Below are 16,341 nucleotides of genomic sequence, written 5' to 3'. Positions count from 1 at the left end.
GGCGAGAGGAGACGTCAGCGTGCGCAGCCGGCTTCGGCTTCCCCGTGCGATCTCCGTGCGTGTGGTCTCGGTGATCCTGCTCGTGGTCCTCGGCGTGATCGTCTTCGCCAACAGCTGGGGCGTCTTCCAGACCGACATCAAGCCGGAGGTCTACCTCGCGCCCGGGGAGATGCTGCCGCGGTACCTGTCGGCGTGGACCTCCTCGCCCTATCTCGGGTCACCGAACTTCAATGTCGGGCTCGTCCCCGTGCTCGCCGTGACGGCCGTCCTGCGCCAGATCGGCCTGGACCCGGAGATGGCCTTCAAGGTCTACCACCTGGCGCTCTGGGCCGTGGCCGCCTGGGGAGCCAACCGGCTCCTGCGCACGCTCGTGCCCTCCGCGAGCGTCTGGGCCGGCCTCCTCGCCGGCGTGGCCTACATCGCCAACCCCTATGCGGTCGCCGCCGGCAGCACCCTGGCCATCGCGCTGCCCATGGCCCTCCTGCCGTGGATGCTCGTCGCGATGACCCGGGCGCTGCGCACCCCGTCGGGATGGGCCTGGCCGGCGGCCGTGGGTCTGACCTTCTTCGGCATGAGCGGGATGAATGTCGGCGTCGTGCCCGTCTACCAGCTCGTGCTCGTCATGCCGCTGGCCCTGTACGTCAAGGGCGAGAGCGGTCTGACCTGGCGACAGGTCGCCGGGGTGCTGTCGAAGAGCGCCCTCTTCGTCGTCGTGGTCTCCCTGTACTGGTTGGTTCCCGGCGCTGCAGCCACCGACACGGGCAACCAGATCGCCGCCGGCTCCGAGACCCTCGACGGCATCGCCCGGACGAGCTCCTTCGTCGAGGTCCTTCGCGGCCTCGGCCTGTGGTCCTACTACGGGTCCTCCGACGCCGGGCCGTGGATCCCGCAGTACTCCCTGTACTTCACCAGCGCGGTGATCATCCTCTTCACCATGCTCTGGCCGGCCGCCGCGATGCTCTCCCTGAAGGTCGTGCCGGCGCGACTGGCCCGCTTCTGCGCCGTGGCCGCAGGGATGGTCGCGGTGATCATGGTCGGGCTGTACCCGGGGGGATACGGCGGATCCCCCTTCGCCGCCGTCCTGCGCTGGATCTTCGAGGTCATCGACCCGCTCGTGGCCTTCCGCACGACGAACAAGATCGGTGCCGGGCTGGCGCTGGCCTTCGCCCTCCTCATCGGGTGGGCACTCGTGCGCGTGCTGCCCCGGTTCCTCGGGAAGCCGGGTCGGGCCCCGCTCCTCGGGGGACTGTCCACCGCCGTCGTGCTCGCCCTCGTCGCGCCTGCCGTGACCGGCAACCTCTACATCTCGCCGATGGACGTCCCCGACTACTGGGAGGAGGCCGCCGACTCCGTCGACCGAGGGGATCCGAACCACCGGGTCCTCCTGCTGCCGGGTCAGACCCGCTCCTCCTACCGGTGGAGCCTCGAGCGGCCGGACGATGTGCCCAACTCCCTCTTCCACCGGGACGCCGTCATCCCCGAAACCGTCCCCAACACCTCGCAGAGCGGCGGCAACTACCTCGCCGCCCTCGACGACACCCTGCAGTCCGGCACGGCGGGGACCCGGGACATCTCTCCCTTCGCCCGCTACCTCGGTGTCGACCACGTCCTGCTGCGCCACGACGTCGTGTGGGAGGACACGGGTGGAGCCCGCCCCGGAGAGACCGCGACGGCGCTCAGCGAGGACCCCGGCCTCCAGGGGCTGCGCAACTTCGGCCAGCCGGGCGAAAACATGTTCACCCGGGGTGCGCCGCCGATCTCCGAGGAGGAGGCGGTGCTCTCCCCGCTGCAGCTCTACGGCGTGAAGAACTCGCCGGGGACGGTCCGGGCGACACCCTCCTCCGGGAGCCTCATCGTCGCGGGTGACGCCTGGGCGATCCCGCCGCTGTCCCGGGAGGGACTGCTCGAGGAGTCGCCCGCCATCCGCTACGCCCACGACATCTCGAGCGACGAGTTCAGCGAGCTCCTGGAGCAGGACGGGCGGATGGTGCTCACCGACACCAACCAGCGCCGCGCCGCGATCTCCAACCGGCTGACCGCCAACCAGGGCGCGGTGGTCTCCGCCGACGAGAGCCCGAAGACCACCCGCACCCTCGGGGACGACCCGAAGGACCAGAGCACGCTGGTGACCGACGGCGTGCAGGTCTCCGCCTCGAGCGAGGGGGGCGCCTTCTTCGACCTCCCGCACGGGGTCGCGGAGAACGCCATCGACGGCGACGCCGGGACCGCCTGGCTCTTCGGCGACTTCAACCGGGCGAAGGGGGAGTCGCTCACCCTGACGTTGCCCGAGGCGCGGGAGCTGGACGAGATCGAGATCGACACGACCTCCCTCGGTGACGTGCGGATCGAGCGCCTGGCCGTCGATGCGGGCGGTGAGAGCCGGTCGGTCGCGGTCGGTGAGGACGGGACGGCCAGCGTGGATCTCGGCGGGGTGAGCACCGACGAGGTCGAGCTCACCGTCGAGAAGATCCGCGGGGGCGGATTCAGCCTCGTGGGGGTCTCGGAGATCGACCTCGGCGATGACGACCTCACGGCGGCTCGCACGACCCGGCTTCCCCAGACGCTCACCCGGCTCTACGGCGAGCTGCCGTCCGGGGAGCGGCAGGCCTTCGCCGAGCAACCGCTCGACGTCTCCCTCACCCGGGTGCGCAACACCGACTCCACCGGGGACGACACCGAGCAGGACCTGCGTCGCGACTTCACGATGCCCGACGACCGGACCTTCAGGGCCAGCGGGCAGATCCGGGCCCGGGGGGAGCTGGAGCCGCTCGTCGACGAGCTCGCGGGGATGGACACGAAGTACCGGGCGCGCTCCAACCGCACCTACTTCGACTCGCTGACCCGCCGCGCATCGAAGGCGGCGGACGCGTCGACCTCCTCGGCGTGGGTCCCCGGCGGGGACGTCGCGAAGGCCTGGTGGCAGATCACCGGGCCCGAGCGCGGGCTCTCGCAGGTCGCAGTCACCCAGGCGCCCGGTCCCGGGGACGAGGACGACACGGCGTGGGCGACCCGGGGCACGGTGCTCGTCGACGGCAAGAAGGTCGCGAGCGGCCCCCTCGGGCGGGGCACCTCGACGATCGACCTCCCGGAGGGCACCCGGGGCTCGACCGTGCGCCTCACCCTCGACGACGTCGACGACTCGGACGGCACCCGCCCGGCGCGCTTCACCAGCATCGACACAGGGGCCACCATCGCGAAGGGGGACGGCTCGCGCGAGTGCGTCACCGTCGCCACGATCGACGGTGAGCCGGTGAGCATGCGACCCACCGAGCCGGAGGAGATCGCCGGGACCGACGGACCGGCCACCGAGTGGGTGGGGTGCTCGAAGCAGTCCATCGGCTGGGGTGAGCACCGGCTGCGTCCCGTCAGCGGCTTCCAGGTCGATGGGCTGACCCTGCGTGACGTGCAGGGGACCGGGGGCGACGAGCCGGTGCCCGCACCCGTCGTCGAGGTCGAGCGCAGCGCCACGTCGTCGTCGATGACGGTGGACGTGGGGCCCTCGTCCGAGCCCTACTTCCTCTCGATCGGCCAGGGGCACGACCCCCGGTGGACTGCCACGCTCGAGGACGGGAGCGATCTCGGTCCGCCGGTCGTCGTCAACGGCTATGCGGCGGGCTGGTACGTCGACGACCTCGGCGGGCACACGGTGACCATCGGTTACGGCCCGCAGCGGCGGGCCAACATCGCCCTGGCCATCTCGGGCCTGGGCCTGGTCGTCGCGACCATCGTCTTCCTCGTCCCGATCACGCGCCGCCGGATCGCGGACATCCGCGCCCAGCGCGAGAGCGAGTGGAGCGACGAACCGACGCCGGCGGAGGACGGTGATCCGGACGCGCCGACCGATCCGGACGCGCCGACCGGTCCCATCGAGGAGGCACCGGCCGCCCACGCCGGGACGACCACGACGGCGACCCCGGCGCCGGCGCCGGTTCAGGCCGAGCCCGAGCACCCTTCGCCTCGCCCGGTGACGCGCGGCCTCGGCGACGTCCTGGCCGCGCGCACCGGCCGGCGCCGTCTCGCCCTCGAGGCAGCACTCGTCCTCGGCGCGGGAGCCGTGAGCGGGATCGGGGGTGCGCTCGCCGCGCTCGCCGCGATGGTCTTCGTGCGACGCAGCGGTCCGCGGGCCGGGCTGCTCATCACCGTCGGTGCCGGCCTCGTCCTCGCCTCGGCGCTCGCCTTCGTCCTCCAGAGCGCCGCCACCGACACCTTGGGTACGGTCAGTGCCGATGCGGTGAAGGCGGCACTGGTGCCCCACCACATCGCCGGTGCAGGACTCGTCCTGGCCATCATCGGAACCTTCATGCGACGTGACCCACCCGAGGAGCTCGACCCGTGACCGTGCCAGAGGACCAGTCCGTGACGGACTCCGTCACCGTCGTCGTCCCGACCCGCAACAACATCCGCACCCTCGAGGCGTGCCTGCGCTCGGTGACCGAGCAGACCCACCCGCACGTCGCGCTCGTCGTCGTGGACAACCACAGCACCGACGGCACCGTGGAGGTGGCCGAGCGCTTCGCCGACCGCGTCATCACCGCCGGCCCGGAGCGCTCCGCCCAGCGCAACATCGGGATCGAGGCCGCGAGCTCGCCGTGGGTCCTCTGGTTGGACAGCGACATGATCCTCCCGCCCCGCACCGTGGCGTTGGCCCTGGAGACGGCCGTGGCCACGGGGGCCACGGGCATCGCCCTGCCGGAGCGCACCATCGGCGACGGGTACTGGACGGCTTGCCGGGCGCTGGAGCGGGAGTGCTACCTCGACGATCCGTGGCTGCACAACCCGCGTCTCGTCCGCCGCGACTACCTGCTCGGTGAGGGGGCCTTCCACCTCGCCATGTCCGGACCCGAGGACGCCGACCTGCGGATGAAGATGCGCTCCACCGGGGCCGGCATCGAGCTCGCGCCGATCATCATCGACCACGACGAAGGGAGGCTGACCGTCCGCGACGTCATGGGCAAGCGCTACTACTACGGCCGCAGCATCCCCGCCTTCGCCACCGAGCACGAGGGTGCGGTCACCGCCCAGGGCCGCGCGGTGCTGCGGTCCTACGCCCGCAACCACCGCCGCCTCCTGGCGGATCCCGGGCACGCGGTCGGCATGGTGCTCCTGCGGGCGATGGAGGCCGGTGGCTACGCCCTCGGGGCCCGACGCGGACGGCGTGATCGGGCCGCGCAGGAGAGCCGATGAGCCCGTCGCGGGAGGACGTGCGTCGGATGCTCTGGGTCTCGTTGCCCGACCAGCGGGCACGGCGCGAGCTGTACTGGATGTCCCGGATGCCCGGGACACGGGTGCGGGCCATGGCCCGTCAGGAGCCGGTCGGAGCGGTCGACTGGATCCCCAGCACCTACCGTCGGCCGGTCACGCGCTTCGTCGAGGCCGGCGCCCTCGCCTGGGTGCGCGGGATCGACGAGCAGGACCCCCGCGAGTACGACTGGGTGGCCTCCCTCGAGCTGTGCTCCCTCGTCACGGGACAGGCCTCGCGGTGGCGCCGTCGGGCCCGGTCCGGCGGTGCGGGCCGTCCGCTCCAGGCGGTCATCACCTGGGAGAACCTGCCCGACCAGCCGCTGTACAAGCTCCCGCCCTACCGGCAGGCGCTGAACTCCTGCCGGGACGCCGACCTCCTGCTGTGCACGGTCGACGCCGCGCGGGACCACCTGCTCGCCAATGACTTCGACGACGAGCTGATCCGCGTGGTCAAGCCCGGCGTGGACACCGACCTCTTCCACCCGGCCGCGACCCCGACGCAGGAGCCGGTCGTCGTCTTCGCCTCACCGCTCGCGCCGAACAAGGGGATCGACCGGGTCCTCGAGGCGATGCGGCTGGTGCGCCGCGAGATCCCCGAGGCACGGCTGCGGGTGGCCGGCCGTGGTCCGCTGGAGCACCTCGTGCGCGCCGAGGCCGAGGACCCTCGCACCGGCGTCGAGCTCCTCGGCTCGCTCGACACCGCAGGAGTCGCGGATCTCATGCGCTCCGCGGCGGTCTTCACGACCGCACCACGGCCGACCTGGAAGTGGACCGAGCAGCTGGGACTCGCCTACCTCGAGGCCCTCGCCTGCGGCCTGCCGATCGTCACCACCCGGTGCGGCACCAACGACGAGGCCGTCCGGCCACCGAACCACCTCGTCGAGGACTCCGCCGAGGCCATCGCGGACGGCCTGCTGCACCACCTGCGCGACCCGGCACGCCGGGCCGAGGTCGGGGCCGGCAACCGCCGGCACGTGGTGGCCCACCATGACCTGGCGACCCAGTGCGTGGCGATGGGCCGGGCCTTCAGCGAGGTCGAGGCACTCCACCGGTCACGATGATGGGCACGGCGAGCGCCCGACCCCGCACCGGGGTCGTCGGGGGAGTCGTCGGACTCGTCCTCGGGGCCCTCGTGCTGGGCCCCGCTCTCGCTCCCGGCTACACGCTGCACTACGACCTCGTCTTCGTCCCCGACCTGGCCCTGTCACCACGCACCCTGGGCACCGACGGCAGCGTGCCGCGTGCGGTGCCCAACGACCTGCTCGTCGCGCTCGGTTCGCTGGTCCTCCCCGGGTGGCTGGTGCAAAAGCTCCTCCTCCTCACGGCCTTCGTCCTCGGTGGCGCCGGTGCGGGCCGACTGGCCACGACCGGAGTCGGGGCGGTTGCCGCGGCGACGTGGTGGTCCTGGAACCCGTGGGTGGGCGAGCGACTCGGGATCGGGCACTGGGGATACCTCCTCGGCTTCGCTCTCCTGCCGTGGGTGCTCCTCGCGGCGGCCCGGGTCCGGTCCACCGGGACCGGCGTCCCGGCGCTCGTGGTGACCCTGACCCTCGCCGCCCTCGGTGGGTCCACCCCGGGCGTCCTCGCCACCCTCGTGGCCGTCCTCGTCGTCCTCGTCCCGGGGGGCCCGCGACGGCCGCGTGCCCGCCACCTCGGGATCGTCCTCGGTGTCGCCGTGCTGGCCAACGCCGCGTGGTGGTGGCCCTTCCTGCGCGTCGCGTCACGAGCCGCCGACCCCGGAGGAGCGAGCGCCTTCGCGGCCGCGGCGGACACCCCCTTCGGCGCCCTGGGGTCCCTCGTCCTCGGCGGTGGCCTGTGGAACGAGCGCACCTGGTTCCTCGAGCGGACCTCGTGGCCGGTGGCGTCCGGTGCCCTCGTGGCCGTCCTCGTCCTGCTCGTCCTGGCCCTCCGCAGGCGCGAATGGTGGCAGGACCCCCTCTCCCGTGGCGCGACGCTCGTCGGCGGGGTCGGGCTGGCCGTCGCCGCGCTGGGCGTGGTGCCCGGCGGTCAGGACCTGCTCGAGGGGGCCATCACCACCCTCCCGGGGGCCGGGCTGCTGCGCGACGGCCAGAAGTTCGCCGCGCTGTGGGTGCTCCTGCTCGCGGTGGCCACCGCGCGGGTCGTCGACCGCCTTCGCACGGACCGGCTGCCCCCGGTCCTCCTCGCCGTCGCCGTGCTCTGGCCGGTGGCCACGCTGCCGACCCTCGCCTGGGGTCACGCCGGTGCGTGGGGGAGCACCGCGTGGCCGGACGAGGTGGAGACCGTCAGCTCACGGCTGGCGGCGTCCGGTGAGCCCGTCGCCGTCTTCCCGTGGTCGACCTACCGGCAGTACCGGTGGAACGACGACCGCGTCCTCCTCGACCCGTGGAACCGGTTGCTGCCCCAGCAGGTGGTCGCCGACGACCGGCTGCCCCTGCAGGGGGAGGACCCCGTCGCGGGTGAGGACCGCGTCGCGGCGGAGGTGTCCGCGGCCCTGGCGAAGGGGGAGGACGTCACCGCGGTCCTGCGAGGGCACGGGGTGCGTTGGGTGGTCGTCCAGACCGACCAGCCCGCTCCGGAGGGGTCGCTGCCCGGGGTGTCGGGGGAGCCGACGCTCGTGGCCGGCGACCTCGAGGTCCACGACCTCGGGGCACCGCCGGTCGCGACGCCCTCCGGGGACCCCTGGCGGGCGCTGGGCCTCCTCGGCACCGCGGTGGCGCTCGTCGTGTCCGCGGTGCTGCTGTGGCGGGGCCGGCGCGGTGAGACATGACGCACACGTGCGTCGGGCTCGCACACATGTGACTCGTGGGTCTAGTATTCGGGAAAAGACATCCGCTCTGGAGGGCCTCTGTGAACACCGGTACCAAGAAGATCGCGTACAACGTGGGTGGCACCGTGCTCGGCGCGCTCCTTGCCGCCCTGTCCATCTTCGGCATCGTGCAGTACCAGAACGGCCAGGACGTGCCCCAGGAGAACCAGCAGATCATCAACTACAACAGCTGACCTCCGCACAGACCGAAGGGGGGCCGTCCGCATCACGCGGACGGCCCCCCTTCGGTCTGTGCTCGGGCGCGACGTCGCAGTCGCGCTGGGTCGGGCGCGGGGCCCTCAGGAGGCGACGGTGCGCAGCTGCTCGTCGTCGACGAGCGCCAGCTCGGGGGGCCGGGTGGCGATGAGGGCATCGAGGTCGATGACGTCATCGCGGTAGCGGTCGCCGTGCCCGACGACGGACGCGATGACCGACTCCAGGCGACGGCCGGCGCGGCCCCAGTCGAAGGAGCTCGCGTAGAGGCGGGCCGTGCGGCCCAGGGCGCGGCGTTTGGCGGGGTCGTCGATGAGCTCGATGACGTGGTCCTCGAACTCGCCGACCGAGTCGGCGAGCAGGCCGGTGCGACCGTGGACGATCGACTCGCTCGGCCCCCCGGCGAAGCCGTAGGCGACGGCCGGGGTGCCGTGCAGACCGGCCTCGACGATGGTCAGACCCCATCCCTCCTTGTGCGAGGGCATGACGACGACCCAGGCCCGGGCGAGCAGCTCGTGCTTGACCGACTCCTCGACGTAGCCGTGGAGGTGGACGCGCGCCTCGACGCCGCGGGCGCGGGCGTGCTCCGCGATCTCCTCCTCCCAGTAGCCCCCGCCGACGATGTGGAGCTCGAGGTCGGGGTGGCTCATGGCGCGGGAGGCGAGGATGTCGATGGCCTGCTCGACGTGCTTGTGGGGCACGAGGCGTCCGAGGAAGAGCATCGACGGGACCTCGGTCCGCTCCATCGCGGCGTAGTGGTCGAGGTCGCCCGGCCGGTCGTTGCCCGAGTAGACGAGGTCGACCCGTCCCGGGTCGACGCCGAGCTCGTCGAGCTCGCTGCGCGTGGACCTGGAGACGGTGACGTAGCGCGTGCGGCGGTAGACGTAGGGGGCGACCCTCGACTCGAGGAACCACCCGAGTCGGGCGACCCGGCGACCGAAGACCGCGCTCCACTGGTCGCGGTGGACGTGGTGGACGATGTTGACCACCGGCACCTTCGACACCAGCGGCGACCAGAAGGGCACGCCGTTCTGCACGTCGAGCACGACGTCGTAGTCGCGACCGTGGCGCAGGACGTGCCACATGCCGTGGAAGTAGACGCTGAACTTCGAGCCCCGCCGGACCACGTCGACGTCGCCGTGCCGTGTCCGCGGGCTGGCCCCGGGGAAGGAGGCGGTGAAGATCGTCACCTCGTGCCCCTGCTGCGTGAGGACCTCCGAGGTTCGCTCGGTGAAGGTCTCGGCGCCGCCGGCCTCGGGGTTCTCCCGGTCGCGCCAGGACAGGTACAGCACCCGAAGAGGGGTCTTCGTGGTGGTCCTGCTCGTCGTCATCGTCTCTCCTCGCCGGCCCCGTGGAGTTCACGACACCGACGGATAGGCTAGCGCCGTGAGTTACCCAACGGTAGGCGGCCGGCCCGATTCGGGGTGTGAGGTGTGCGGCAGTACCGTCCGTGGCGAGGCCCTGCGGGGTGGGTGTGTGGTCGAGCGGTGCGAGCGCTGCGGGCACGTCCTGCGCGACCTGGGACGCTGCCCGGCCGACCACCGCGACCTCGCCTACGGCGGGGAGCCGACCCTCGACCGCATCCGCCTCGACCTCACGCATCGCGAGCTCGTCCGTGAGGGCGTGCCCGACCGGGTCTTCGAGATCGGCTACGGCGCCGGGTCGATGCTGCGTCGCTTCCGTGATGCCGGTGCCGCGGTGGCCGGAGTCGACCCGGACCAGCTGCAGGTCGACGTCGACCCGGTCGTGCGCGCGGAGGGTGACCTGCGTGTGGGCGGGATCGAGGACACCGACGGGCTGCCGGGGGACCAGGATCTCGTCTACGGCATCCACGTCCTCGAGCACGTCACCGACCCGCACCGGGCGCTCGCGGCCTCCCTCGCGCTGCTGCGACCGGGGGGTCGCGCGAGCTTCCTCACCCCTGCGGGCGACGGCGACGGTCTCGGACGGTACGGCGCCGCGTGGTGGATGCTCGAGGATCCCACCCACGTGCGCTTCTTCTCCGCGGACTCGCTCGCCCGGGCCGCGGCGGACGCCGGATTCGTCGACATCGAGGTCCGTCGCCTGCTCCTCGACAGCCTGAGCGTCGACGCCGCGAGCCTGGCCCGTGCCCTGCGGCCCCGGTCCCGTCCGCGGGGTGTCCTCGGCTCGAGGGCCGTGCTCGTCGGCGCCGTGGCCAGCCTCCCCGTCGTCATCGGGCAGCGGCTCGTGCGTCCGCGCAGTCGGGCGACCCTCCAGCTGATCGCCCGTCGTCCGGGCGGTCACCGGGGGTGCCCGTGACCGCCCCACCGCGTCGCGGGCTCCGGCGTTCGGTACGCCTGTTCTCCGCCTTCCTCGTCGAGCAGAGCGACCCGCAGCGCTTCTACTCCGAGCTGGCAGCCGACTCCCTCGAGCTGCTGCGCGAGCACACCGACCTGCGTGGCCGGACGGTGCTCGACGTCGGGGCCGGGCCGAGCGAGTTCGCCCGGGCCTTCCGCGCGGCCGGCGCGCAGTACGTGCCGCTCGACCACGACGCCGGAGTGCCCTCCGTGCGGGACGGGGGCCTCGTCGGTGACGCCCGTCGCCTGCCGCTGGCCGACGGGTCGATCGACGTCGTCTTCTCCAGCAACATGTGGGAGCACGTCCCCGACCCGGAGGCCGTGGCCGACGAGCTGCTGCGGGTGACGCGGACGGGGGGTGTGGTCTTCCTCTCCTACACCAACTGGCTCTCGCCCTGGGGTGGCCACGAGACCTCCCCGTGGCACTGGCTCGGTGGGGAGCGGGCGATCCGTCGCTACGAGCGCGTGCACGGGCACCCGCCGAAGAACCGGGTCGGCGACACCCTCCACCGGGTCAGCGTGCGGCAGGGGCTGGCCTGGGCGGACGCGGTGGACGCCGAGGTGCTCGCCGCCCGCCCCCGGTACCTCCCGGACGCCTGCGCCGCGATCCTGCGCCTGCCCGGCATCCGTGAGGTCGTCACGTGGAACCTGCTGCTCATCCTGCGACGCCGATGACGCCCGACGTCTCCCGTCAGCGACTCCAGCGGGTCGTCGCGACCCTGCTCGTCGCCGTCCTCCCGTGGCTCGTCGCACCCGGACACCTCCAGCCGGACACCAAGACCGACCTCGTCGTCTCACCGGCGCGCTACCTCCAGCGCGCCCTGTGGGCATGGAACGACCACACGGGCATCGGCGAGCTGCAGAACCAGGCCTACGGCTATCTGTGGCCGATGGGCACGCTCTTCCTCGCCGGGGATGCCGCAGGGATGCCCGGGTGGGCCGTGCAGCGCCTGTGGTGGACGATCCTGCTCGTCCTCGCCTTCCTCGGCGCGGAGCGTCTGGCCCGCCGGGTGGCGGGCCTCCCGGCGATCCCGGCGCTGCTCACCGGCGCGGTCTTCGCCCTGTCTCCTCGTGTCCTCACCGTGCTCGCCGAGATCTCGGTCGAGGTGTGGCCCTACGCCCTCGCGCCGTGGCTGGTCCTGGCGGCGCACCGCATGGTGGGCCCCGGAGCGAAGGGAGCGGACCGCCGGCGCGGCGCCGTGGTCACCGGGCTGCTCGCCGCCTGCCTCGGTGGCGTCAACGCCACCGTCTCCCTCGTCGCGCTCGTGCCCGCCGCGGCGTGGATCCTGCTCGCGCCCCGCAGACGCGGTCGGTGGCGTGCCCTGGGCTGGTGGTCCTTCGCCGTCGCGCTGGGGTCCCTGTGGTGGCTGGGTCCGCTCCTCGTCCTCGGGGAGTACTCCTACCCCTTCCTCGACCACATCGAGGTCGCCGCCATGACGACGGCGGTCGCCTCGGTGACCAACGTCCTGCGCGGCACCGAGCACTGGATCGCCTTCATCCTCACGGGGGGCGACCACCCGACGTGGCAGAGCGGGTGGGTGCTCGCCCAGTCGGTCACCGCGATCATCGCGACGACGGTGCTCGCGGGCCTCGGCCTGGCCGGGATCCTGCGGCGTCGGGGCGAGCGCGAGACCACGGACGACGAGAGGGGCAGCCACCTCACCCGGTGGGCGCTGGTGCTCGTGCTCGTCGGTGCCGTCGCCATGGCCGCCGGACGGTCGGGGTCGGGGTCGGGCCCGTTGGCCGGGGTCGTGCAGGAGATGCTCGACGGTCCGCTGGCCCCGCTGCGCAATGTCCACAAGGCCGATCTGCTCGTGCGTCTTCCCGTCGCCATCGGCGTCGGGCTGCTCGCGCACTGGGCGACGCGGGTCGAGCGCGGGGCCGGCGCGCTGGCCCGGCAGGTGGTCGTCGTCGTGAGCGTCCTCGCCCTCATCGGAGCGCTGTCCCCGGTGTGGCTGGGACGTGTCGGTGACGCCTGGGCCCCGGAGGGCATCCCCGCGGTCTGGACCGTGGCCGCCGACGAGGTGGACGAGGCCGCCGCGGAGGACGGCGGGACGACCCTCGTGCTGCCCGGCGCCCGGTCGGCGGACTTCACCTGGGGGCGCGTCACCGACGAGCCGCTGCGGGCGCTCGCGGAGTCACCGGTGCTCACCCGGGCGGCGGCGCCCCTCGGGCACCCCGGCGCCACCCGGGTCCTCGATCACCTCGACGAGCTCACCGCCACCGGGCGCGGCCAGCCCCACCTGGCGGACGGACTGCGTCGGCTGGGTGTCTCGCGGGTCGTGGTGCGGGGCGGGCTCAGTCCTGACCTGGGGGCCGTCGACTCCCGCCACGTTGCCGCGACCCTCGAGGCGTCGCCCGGCCTCTCGCGGATCTGGTCCCAGGGGGAGGGCCAGGAGGAGATCAGCCTGTGGCGTCTCGACGAGCCCGCGACCCCGGCGACCGTCGTCCCGAGGGACGGGGTGGTCCCGGCCGCGGCCTCGCCCGAGGGCTGGTTCGCGCTCGTGGCCGCCGGGATGCTCGACCCGGACGCCGTGCTGCGGCTGACCGGGTCCGGCGAGGAGGCGCAGGTGCGGACCGACACCCTGAGGTGGCAGGCGGTCAACTCCGGGCGCACCCCGACGACGGGCGCCAGCCCGACCCTCCCGGCGCAGGACGCCCGCCCCGGCACCGTCGGGACCCGGGACCTGGCTCCGGGTGGCACGGGCCCGCCGGTCGAGGAGACGACCCGCTTCCACAGCGGGCTGAGCGGCCTCACCACGAGCTCGAGCGCGGCCGACCCCTTCGCCCGGGGGTGGCGGGGTGCAGGGGCGGGCGCGGCGGCGCTCGTCGACGGGGACTCCCGGACCGCGTGGGTGAGCGGGGACGGGCGGGCCCGCCAGCAGGTCACCCTCCGGCTGCCGACCCGGTCGCGACCGACGTCCGTCCTCGTGCACGAGGCGTGGGGCGGTGACCTCGGCGACCTGACGTCGGTGTCGGTCGGCGGGAGCGAGGGGGAGAAGCCGCAGGGGTCGCAGACCTGGCGGGTCCCGCTCGACGGGTCCGCGCGGCAGGAGGTGACCATCGACCTCACCACGACGACGGACGCGGACGGCAACGCGCCACCGGTCGGTGTCCGCGAGGTCGAGCTCGAGGGCGTCCCCGAGCTCGGTACCGGGCTCACGCTCCCGGCGGGGGAGGGACCGGTCCTGCTCACCCGTGACCCGCGCGGGGGCGCCGTCGTCTCCGCCGGTGAGGACCCGGCCGACCTGGTGCGCCGGGTCGGGGCGCTGCCCGAGAGCCGGGTGCGGGCCGCCGTCCGGGTCCGCCCCGACGACGCAGGTCAGGACCTGCTCGCCGCGCCGTGGAGCCTGCAGGGCAGTACTCCACCGGCCGGGGCGGAGACCTCCCTCGACCTGGAGGAGTGGCCGGTCGCGGCGGTCGACGGCGACACCTCGACCCGGTGGACCCCGGCCGCGGGGGCCGCGGAGCCGACCCTCTCCCTCGACCTGGGGGAGGAGCGACGCGTCGAGACCATCCGCCTGTCCCGGTCCGTCGGCCCGGTGACCGTCGCGACCGACTCCCGCCGCTACGTGCTGCCCGCGGGGACCGAGCTGACGATCCCGGCGCAGCGCACGAGGCAGCTCACCCTGACCTTCGCCCGCCCCCCCGGACGTGCGGTGTGGTCCGGGCCCGAGGTGAGCCTGCCCGGCGTCGAGGGGCCCGGGGGGCAGGTGCGCCTCACCTGCACGGGGGCCGGGTCGGTCGGCCGGGCGGACGGGAGCATCGGGCTGGGCCTGACCGCCCCGCTCTCGCAGCTCGTCGCCGGAGACACCGTCACGGCGTCCTCCTGCGGAAACCTGCCCGCGGGCGAGGGGACCATCACCGCCGCAGGGGTGCCCGGCCTCGTCCCCGAGCGGGTCGCCCTCGTGCCGACCGACTGGGCGGCGGCCGAGGTGGCCCCACGGCGACCCGTGTCGAGCCGGGAGCACGCCGGGCAGTGGACCTTCGACGTCGGTGCGGGCGAGGAGTCCGTCCTCGTGCTCACCCAGGGCGCGAACGACGGGTGGCGGGCCGTCGACGAGAGCGGACGGGAGCTGAGCGCGACCACCATCGACGGCTGGCGCCAGGGTTTCCTCCTCCCGGAGGGCGACGCGGGCACCGTCCGCGTGGAGTTCACCCCGAACGACGACCACCGGTGGGCGCTGACCCTCGGCGCGGGTGCCGTCGTGCTGCTGGCGCTGTGGCTGGCGCTCGAGCTCGCCCTGCGGCGACGGGACCCCGCCCGCGGGGAGGCGGTGGTCGAGGCCGGTGGCCCTGCGCCTCCCGGCCAGACGGGCGACGCACCCTTCGCTGTCCGGTCGGTCCTCGTCGGCGTGCTGCTCGCCGCCCTGGTCGGACTCGTGGTCGCCGGACCCATGGGGCTGGCCGCCGGGGCGCTCGGAGGCCTCGTACCCGTGCGGCACCGGCCCCTCGCCGTGGCCGTCGTGCTGTCCGCGGCGGGCATCGCCCTGTCCGTGCTCGGAGTCGCCGAGCGTCAGTCGGCCGGCGCCTGGGTCTCCCAGGGGCTCGGGGCCTTCACGCTCGGGGTGCTGGCTGCGGCCCTGGCGCGCGCGTACGCCGGTGGGCGAGAGCCAGCACCGGACGCTCCAGCAGACTCCACGACAGGTGCGCCAGACCCACGCTGACGACGGTGACGAGCAGCAGCGTCAGGGCGAAGGGGGCGGCGAAGAGCTCGAGGTCGAGGACCGCGAAGGCCACCTGCAAGACCAGCACGTGCCAGAGGAAGACGGCGTAGGAGATGTTGCCGAGCCACTCCACGAAACCGGCGGAGGGGGAGTCGGTGAGCAGGTCGCTCAGGCCGCGGCTCGTCGCCGCGAGCAGCAGGCAGACCGCGACGAGTCCGTAGAGGACCTCGGCCGCGAGGGCCGATGGCACCGAGGCCGGCTCGAGGCCCCGGGGGCCGGCGATCGGGGTCGAGGCGATGAGCCACAGGACGCCGGCGAGGGCGACGAGCGTCCCCGGGCTCGTGCGCAGGACCTCCAGGCCGGGTCGCCGGGAGACCGGGACGCCGGCGCGCTCGGCCTCGATGACGACCGTGACGGCGGCCCCCAGCGCGAACCAGGCCGCATGGCCGGGAGCGGACGTCGCGACGACACCGGCCAGCTGGGCACCGGGCAGCAGGCCGGCCAGGCACTGCACGGTGAGGCCGGCCACCCCCAGGGCGCCCAGGGCCGCGAGCATCCGACGGGCCGAGGAGGCGGGGCCGGCTCCCTTCGTCAGGGGCGCGAGGGCTGCGGCGAGGAGGGGAAGGACGAGGTAGAAGGTCACCTCGGTCGTCAGGCTCCACGTCTGCGTGAACGCCTGGAAGGTCTCGCCCGTCCAGCCCTGGCCGACGACGAGGTGGGTGAGCACGGTGGGCACGTCGAGGGCGTCCGCCGCCGCACCACCGAGGAGGGCGGCGGCCACGACGACCGCGAGCAGCGCCAGGAGGTAGGCGGGCAGGATCCGGGCGGCCCGGCGCAGCAGGTAGGTGCGGGGGGACCACGGGACGGATGCGCCGAGCCCCCGCCGCACGAAGGGGGTGGACAGCAGGAAGGCGGACAGGGCGAAGAAGACGGCCACCCCGAGCTCGCCCCGCACGGACAGCCCACCGATGACCCCCTCGGCGCCGGCGCCGGTCCAGAAGGCCACGTGGGAGAGCAGCACGAGCCACGCCGCGACCGCTCGGAGCAGGTCGAGGCCGAGGATGCGTGACCGGGATCGCACGTCGGTACTCATGTCGTCACCTACCATTCGGTA

10 protein-coding genes are annotated in these 16,341 nt (G+C 73.7%); 8 read left to right on the top strand and 2 right to left on the bottom strand.

The features are described from left to right. The first annotated feature begins 19 nt into the window (after nucleotides 1-19). The 5 genes from ACR9E9_RS11700 to ACR9E9_RS11680 all read left to right on the top strand — a co-directional run bounded on the left by ACR9E9_RS11700 (nucleotide 20) and on the right by ACR9E9_RS11680 (nucleotide 8,223). Nucleotides 20-4,336, top strand: coding sequence for an alpha-(1->3)-arabinofuranosyltransferase domain-containing protein (locus ACR9E9_RS11700; RefSeq protein ID WP_435198662.1), 4,317 nt, complete (start codon nucleotides 20-22; stop codon nucleotides 4,334-4,336). After that, nucleotides 4,333-5,184, top strand: a complete 852-nt coding sequence (locus ACR9E9_RS11695) for a glycosyltransferase family 2 protein (protein ID WP_435198661.1) — start codon at nucleotides 4,333-4,335, stop codon at nucleotides 5,182-5,184. The genes ACR9E9_RS11700 and ACR9E9_RS11695 overlap by 4 nt, the downstream gene beginning before the upstream one ends. Then, entirely contained in the window at nucleotides 5,181-6,302 is a 1,122-nt protein-coding gene (locus ACR9E9_RS11690; RefSeq protein ID WP_435198660.1) for a glycosyltransferase family 4 protein, read from the top strand. Before ACR9E9_RS11695 ends, ACR9E9_RS11690 begins: the two co-directional genes overlap by 4 nt. After that, a complete protein-coding gene (locus tag ACR9E9_RS11685; protein ID WP_435198659.1) occupies nucleotides 6,302-7,990 on the top strand; it encodes a hypothetical protein in 1,689 nt (562 codons plus the stop codon). Before ACR9E9_RS11690 ends, ACR9E9_RS11685 begins: the two co-directional genes overlap by 1 nt. Nucleotides 7,991-8,070: 80 nt before the next feature. Beyond that, on the top strand, nucleotides 8,071-8,223 hold the full coding sequence (locus ACR9E9_RS11680; RefSeq protein ID WP_435198658.1) for a hypothetical protein: 153 nt from the start codon (nucleotides 8,071-8,073) through the stop codon (nucleotides 8,221-8,223). A gap of 105 nt (nucleotides 8,224-8,328) precedes the next feature. On the opposite strand, the gene ACR9E9_RS11675 is transcribed toward ACR9E9_RS11680, so the two are convergent. Continuing rightward, on the bottom strand, nucleotides 8,329-9,573 hold the full coding sequence (locus ACR9E9_RS11675) for a glycosyltransferase family 4 protein (protein ID WP_435198657.1): 1,245 nt from the start codon (nucleotides 9,571-9,573) through the stop codon (nucleotides 8,329-8,331). Between the two features lie 145 nt (nucleotides 9,574-9,718). On the opposite strand from ACR9E9_RS11675, the gene ACR9E9_RS11670 reads away from it, so the two are divergent. From ACR9E9_RS11670 to ACR9E9_RS11660, 3 genes are read left to right on the top strand one after another with little or no spacing between them, the layout of a single operon-like run. Beyond that, nucleotides 9,719-10,522: a class I SAM-dependent methyltransferase gene (locus tag ACR9E9_RS11670; protein WP_435198656.1), complete on the top strand. Its 804-nt coding sequence runs from the start codon at nucleotides 9,719-9,721 to the stop codon at nucleotides 10,520-10,522. Beyond that, nucleotides 10,519-11,235, top strand: coding sequence for a class I SAM-dependent methyltransferase (locus ACR9E9_RS11665; protein ID WP_435198655.1), 717 nt, complete (start codon nucleotides 10,519-10,521; stop codon nucleotides 11,233-11,235). Before ACR9E9_RS11670 ends, ACR9E9_RS11665 begins: the two co-directional genes overlap by 4 nt. Beyond that, entirely contained in the window at nucleotides 11,232-15,227 is a 3,996-nt protein-coding gene (locus ACR9E9_RS11660) for an alpha-(1->3)-arabinofuranosyltransferase domain-containing protein (RefSeq protein WP_435198654.1), read from the top strand. Before ACR9E9_RS11665 ends, ACR9E9_RS11660 begins: the two co-directional genes overlap by 4 nt. Here the strand turns inward: ACR9E9_RS11660 and ACR9E9_RS11655 are convergent. After that, nucleotides 15,118-16,320 (bottom strand): acyltransferase family protein, encoded by a 1,203-nt coding sequence (locus tag ACR9E9_RS11655; protein ID WP_435198653.1) that lies wholly within the window; start codon nucleotides 16,318-16,320, stop codon nucleotides 15,118-15,120. The genes ACR9E9_RS11660 and ACR9E9_RS11655 overlap by 110 nt on opposite strands. Nucleotides 16,321-16,341: the final 21 nt, after the last annotated feature.

This window comes from Janibacter sp. GS2 (assembly GCF_051200835.1).
In the GTDB taxonomy this organism is placed as follows: Bacteria; Actinomycetota; Actinomycetes; order Actinomycetales; family Dermatophilaceae; genus Janibacter.
Note: the sequence above shows the minus strand (reverse complement) of the source record. Positions and strands in the feature narration are given on the sequence as shown.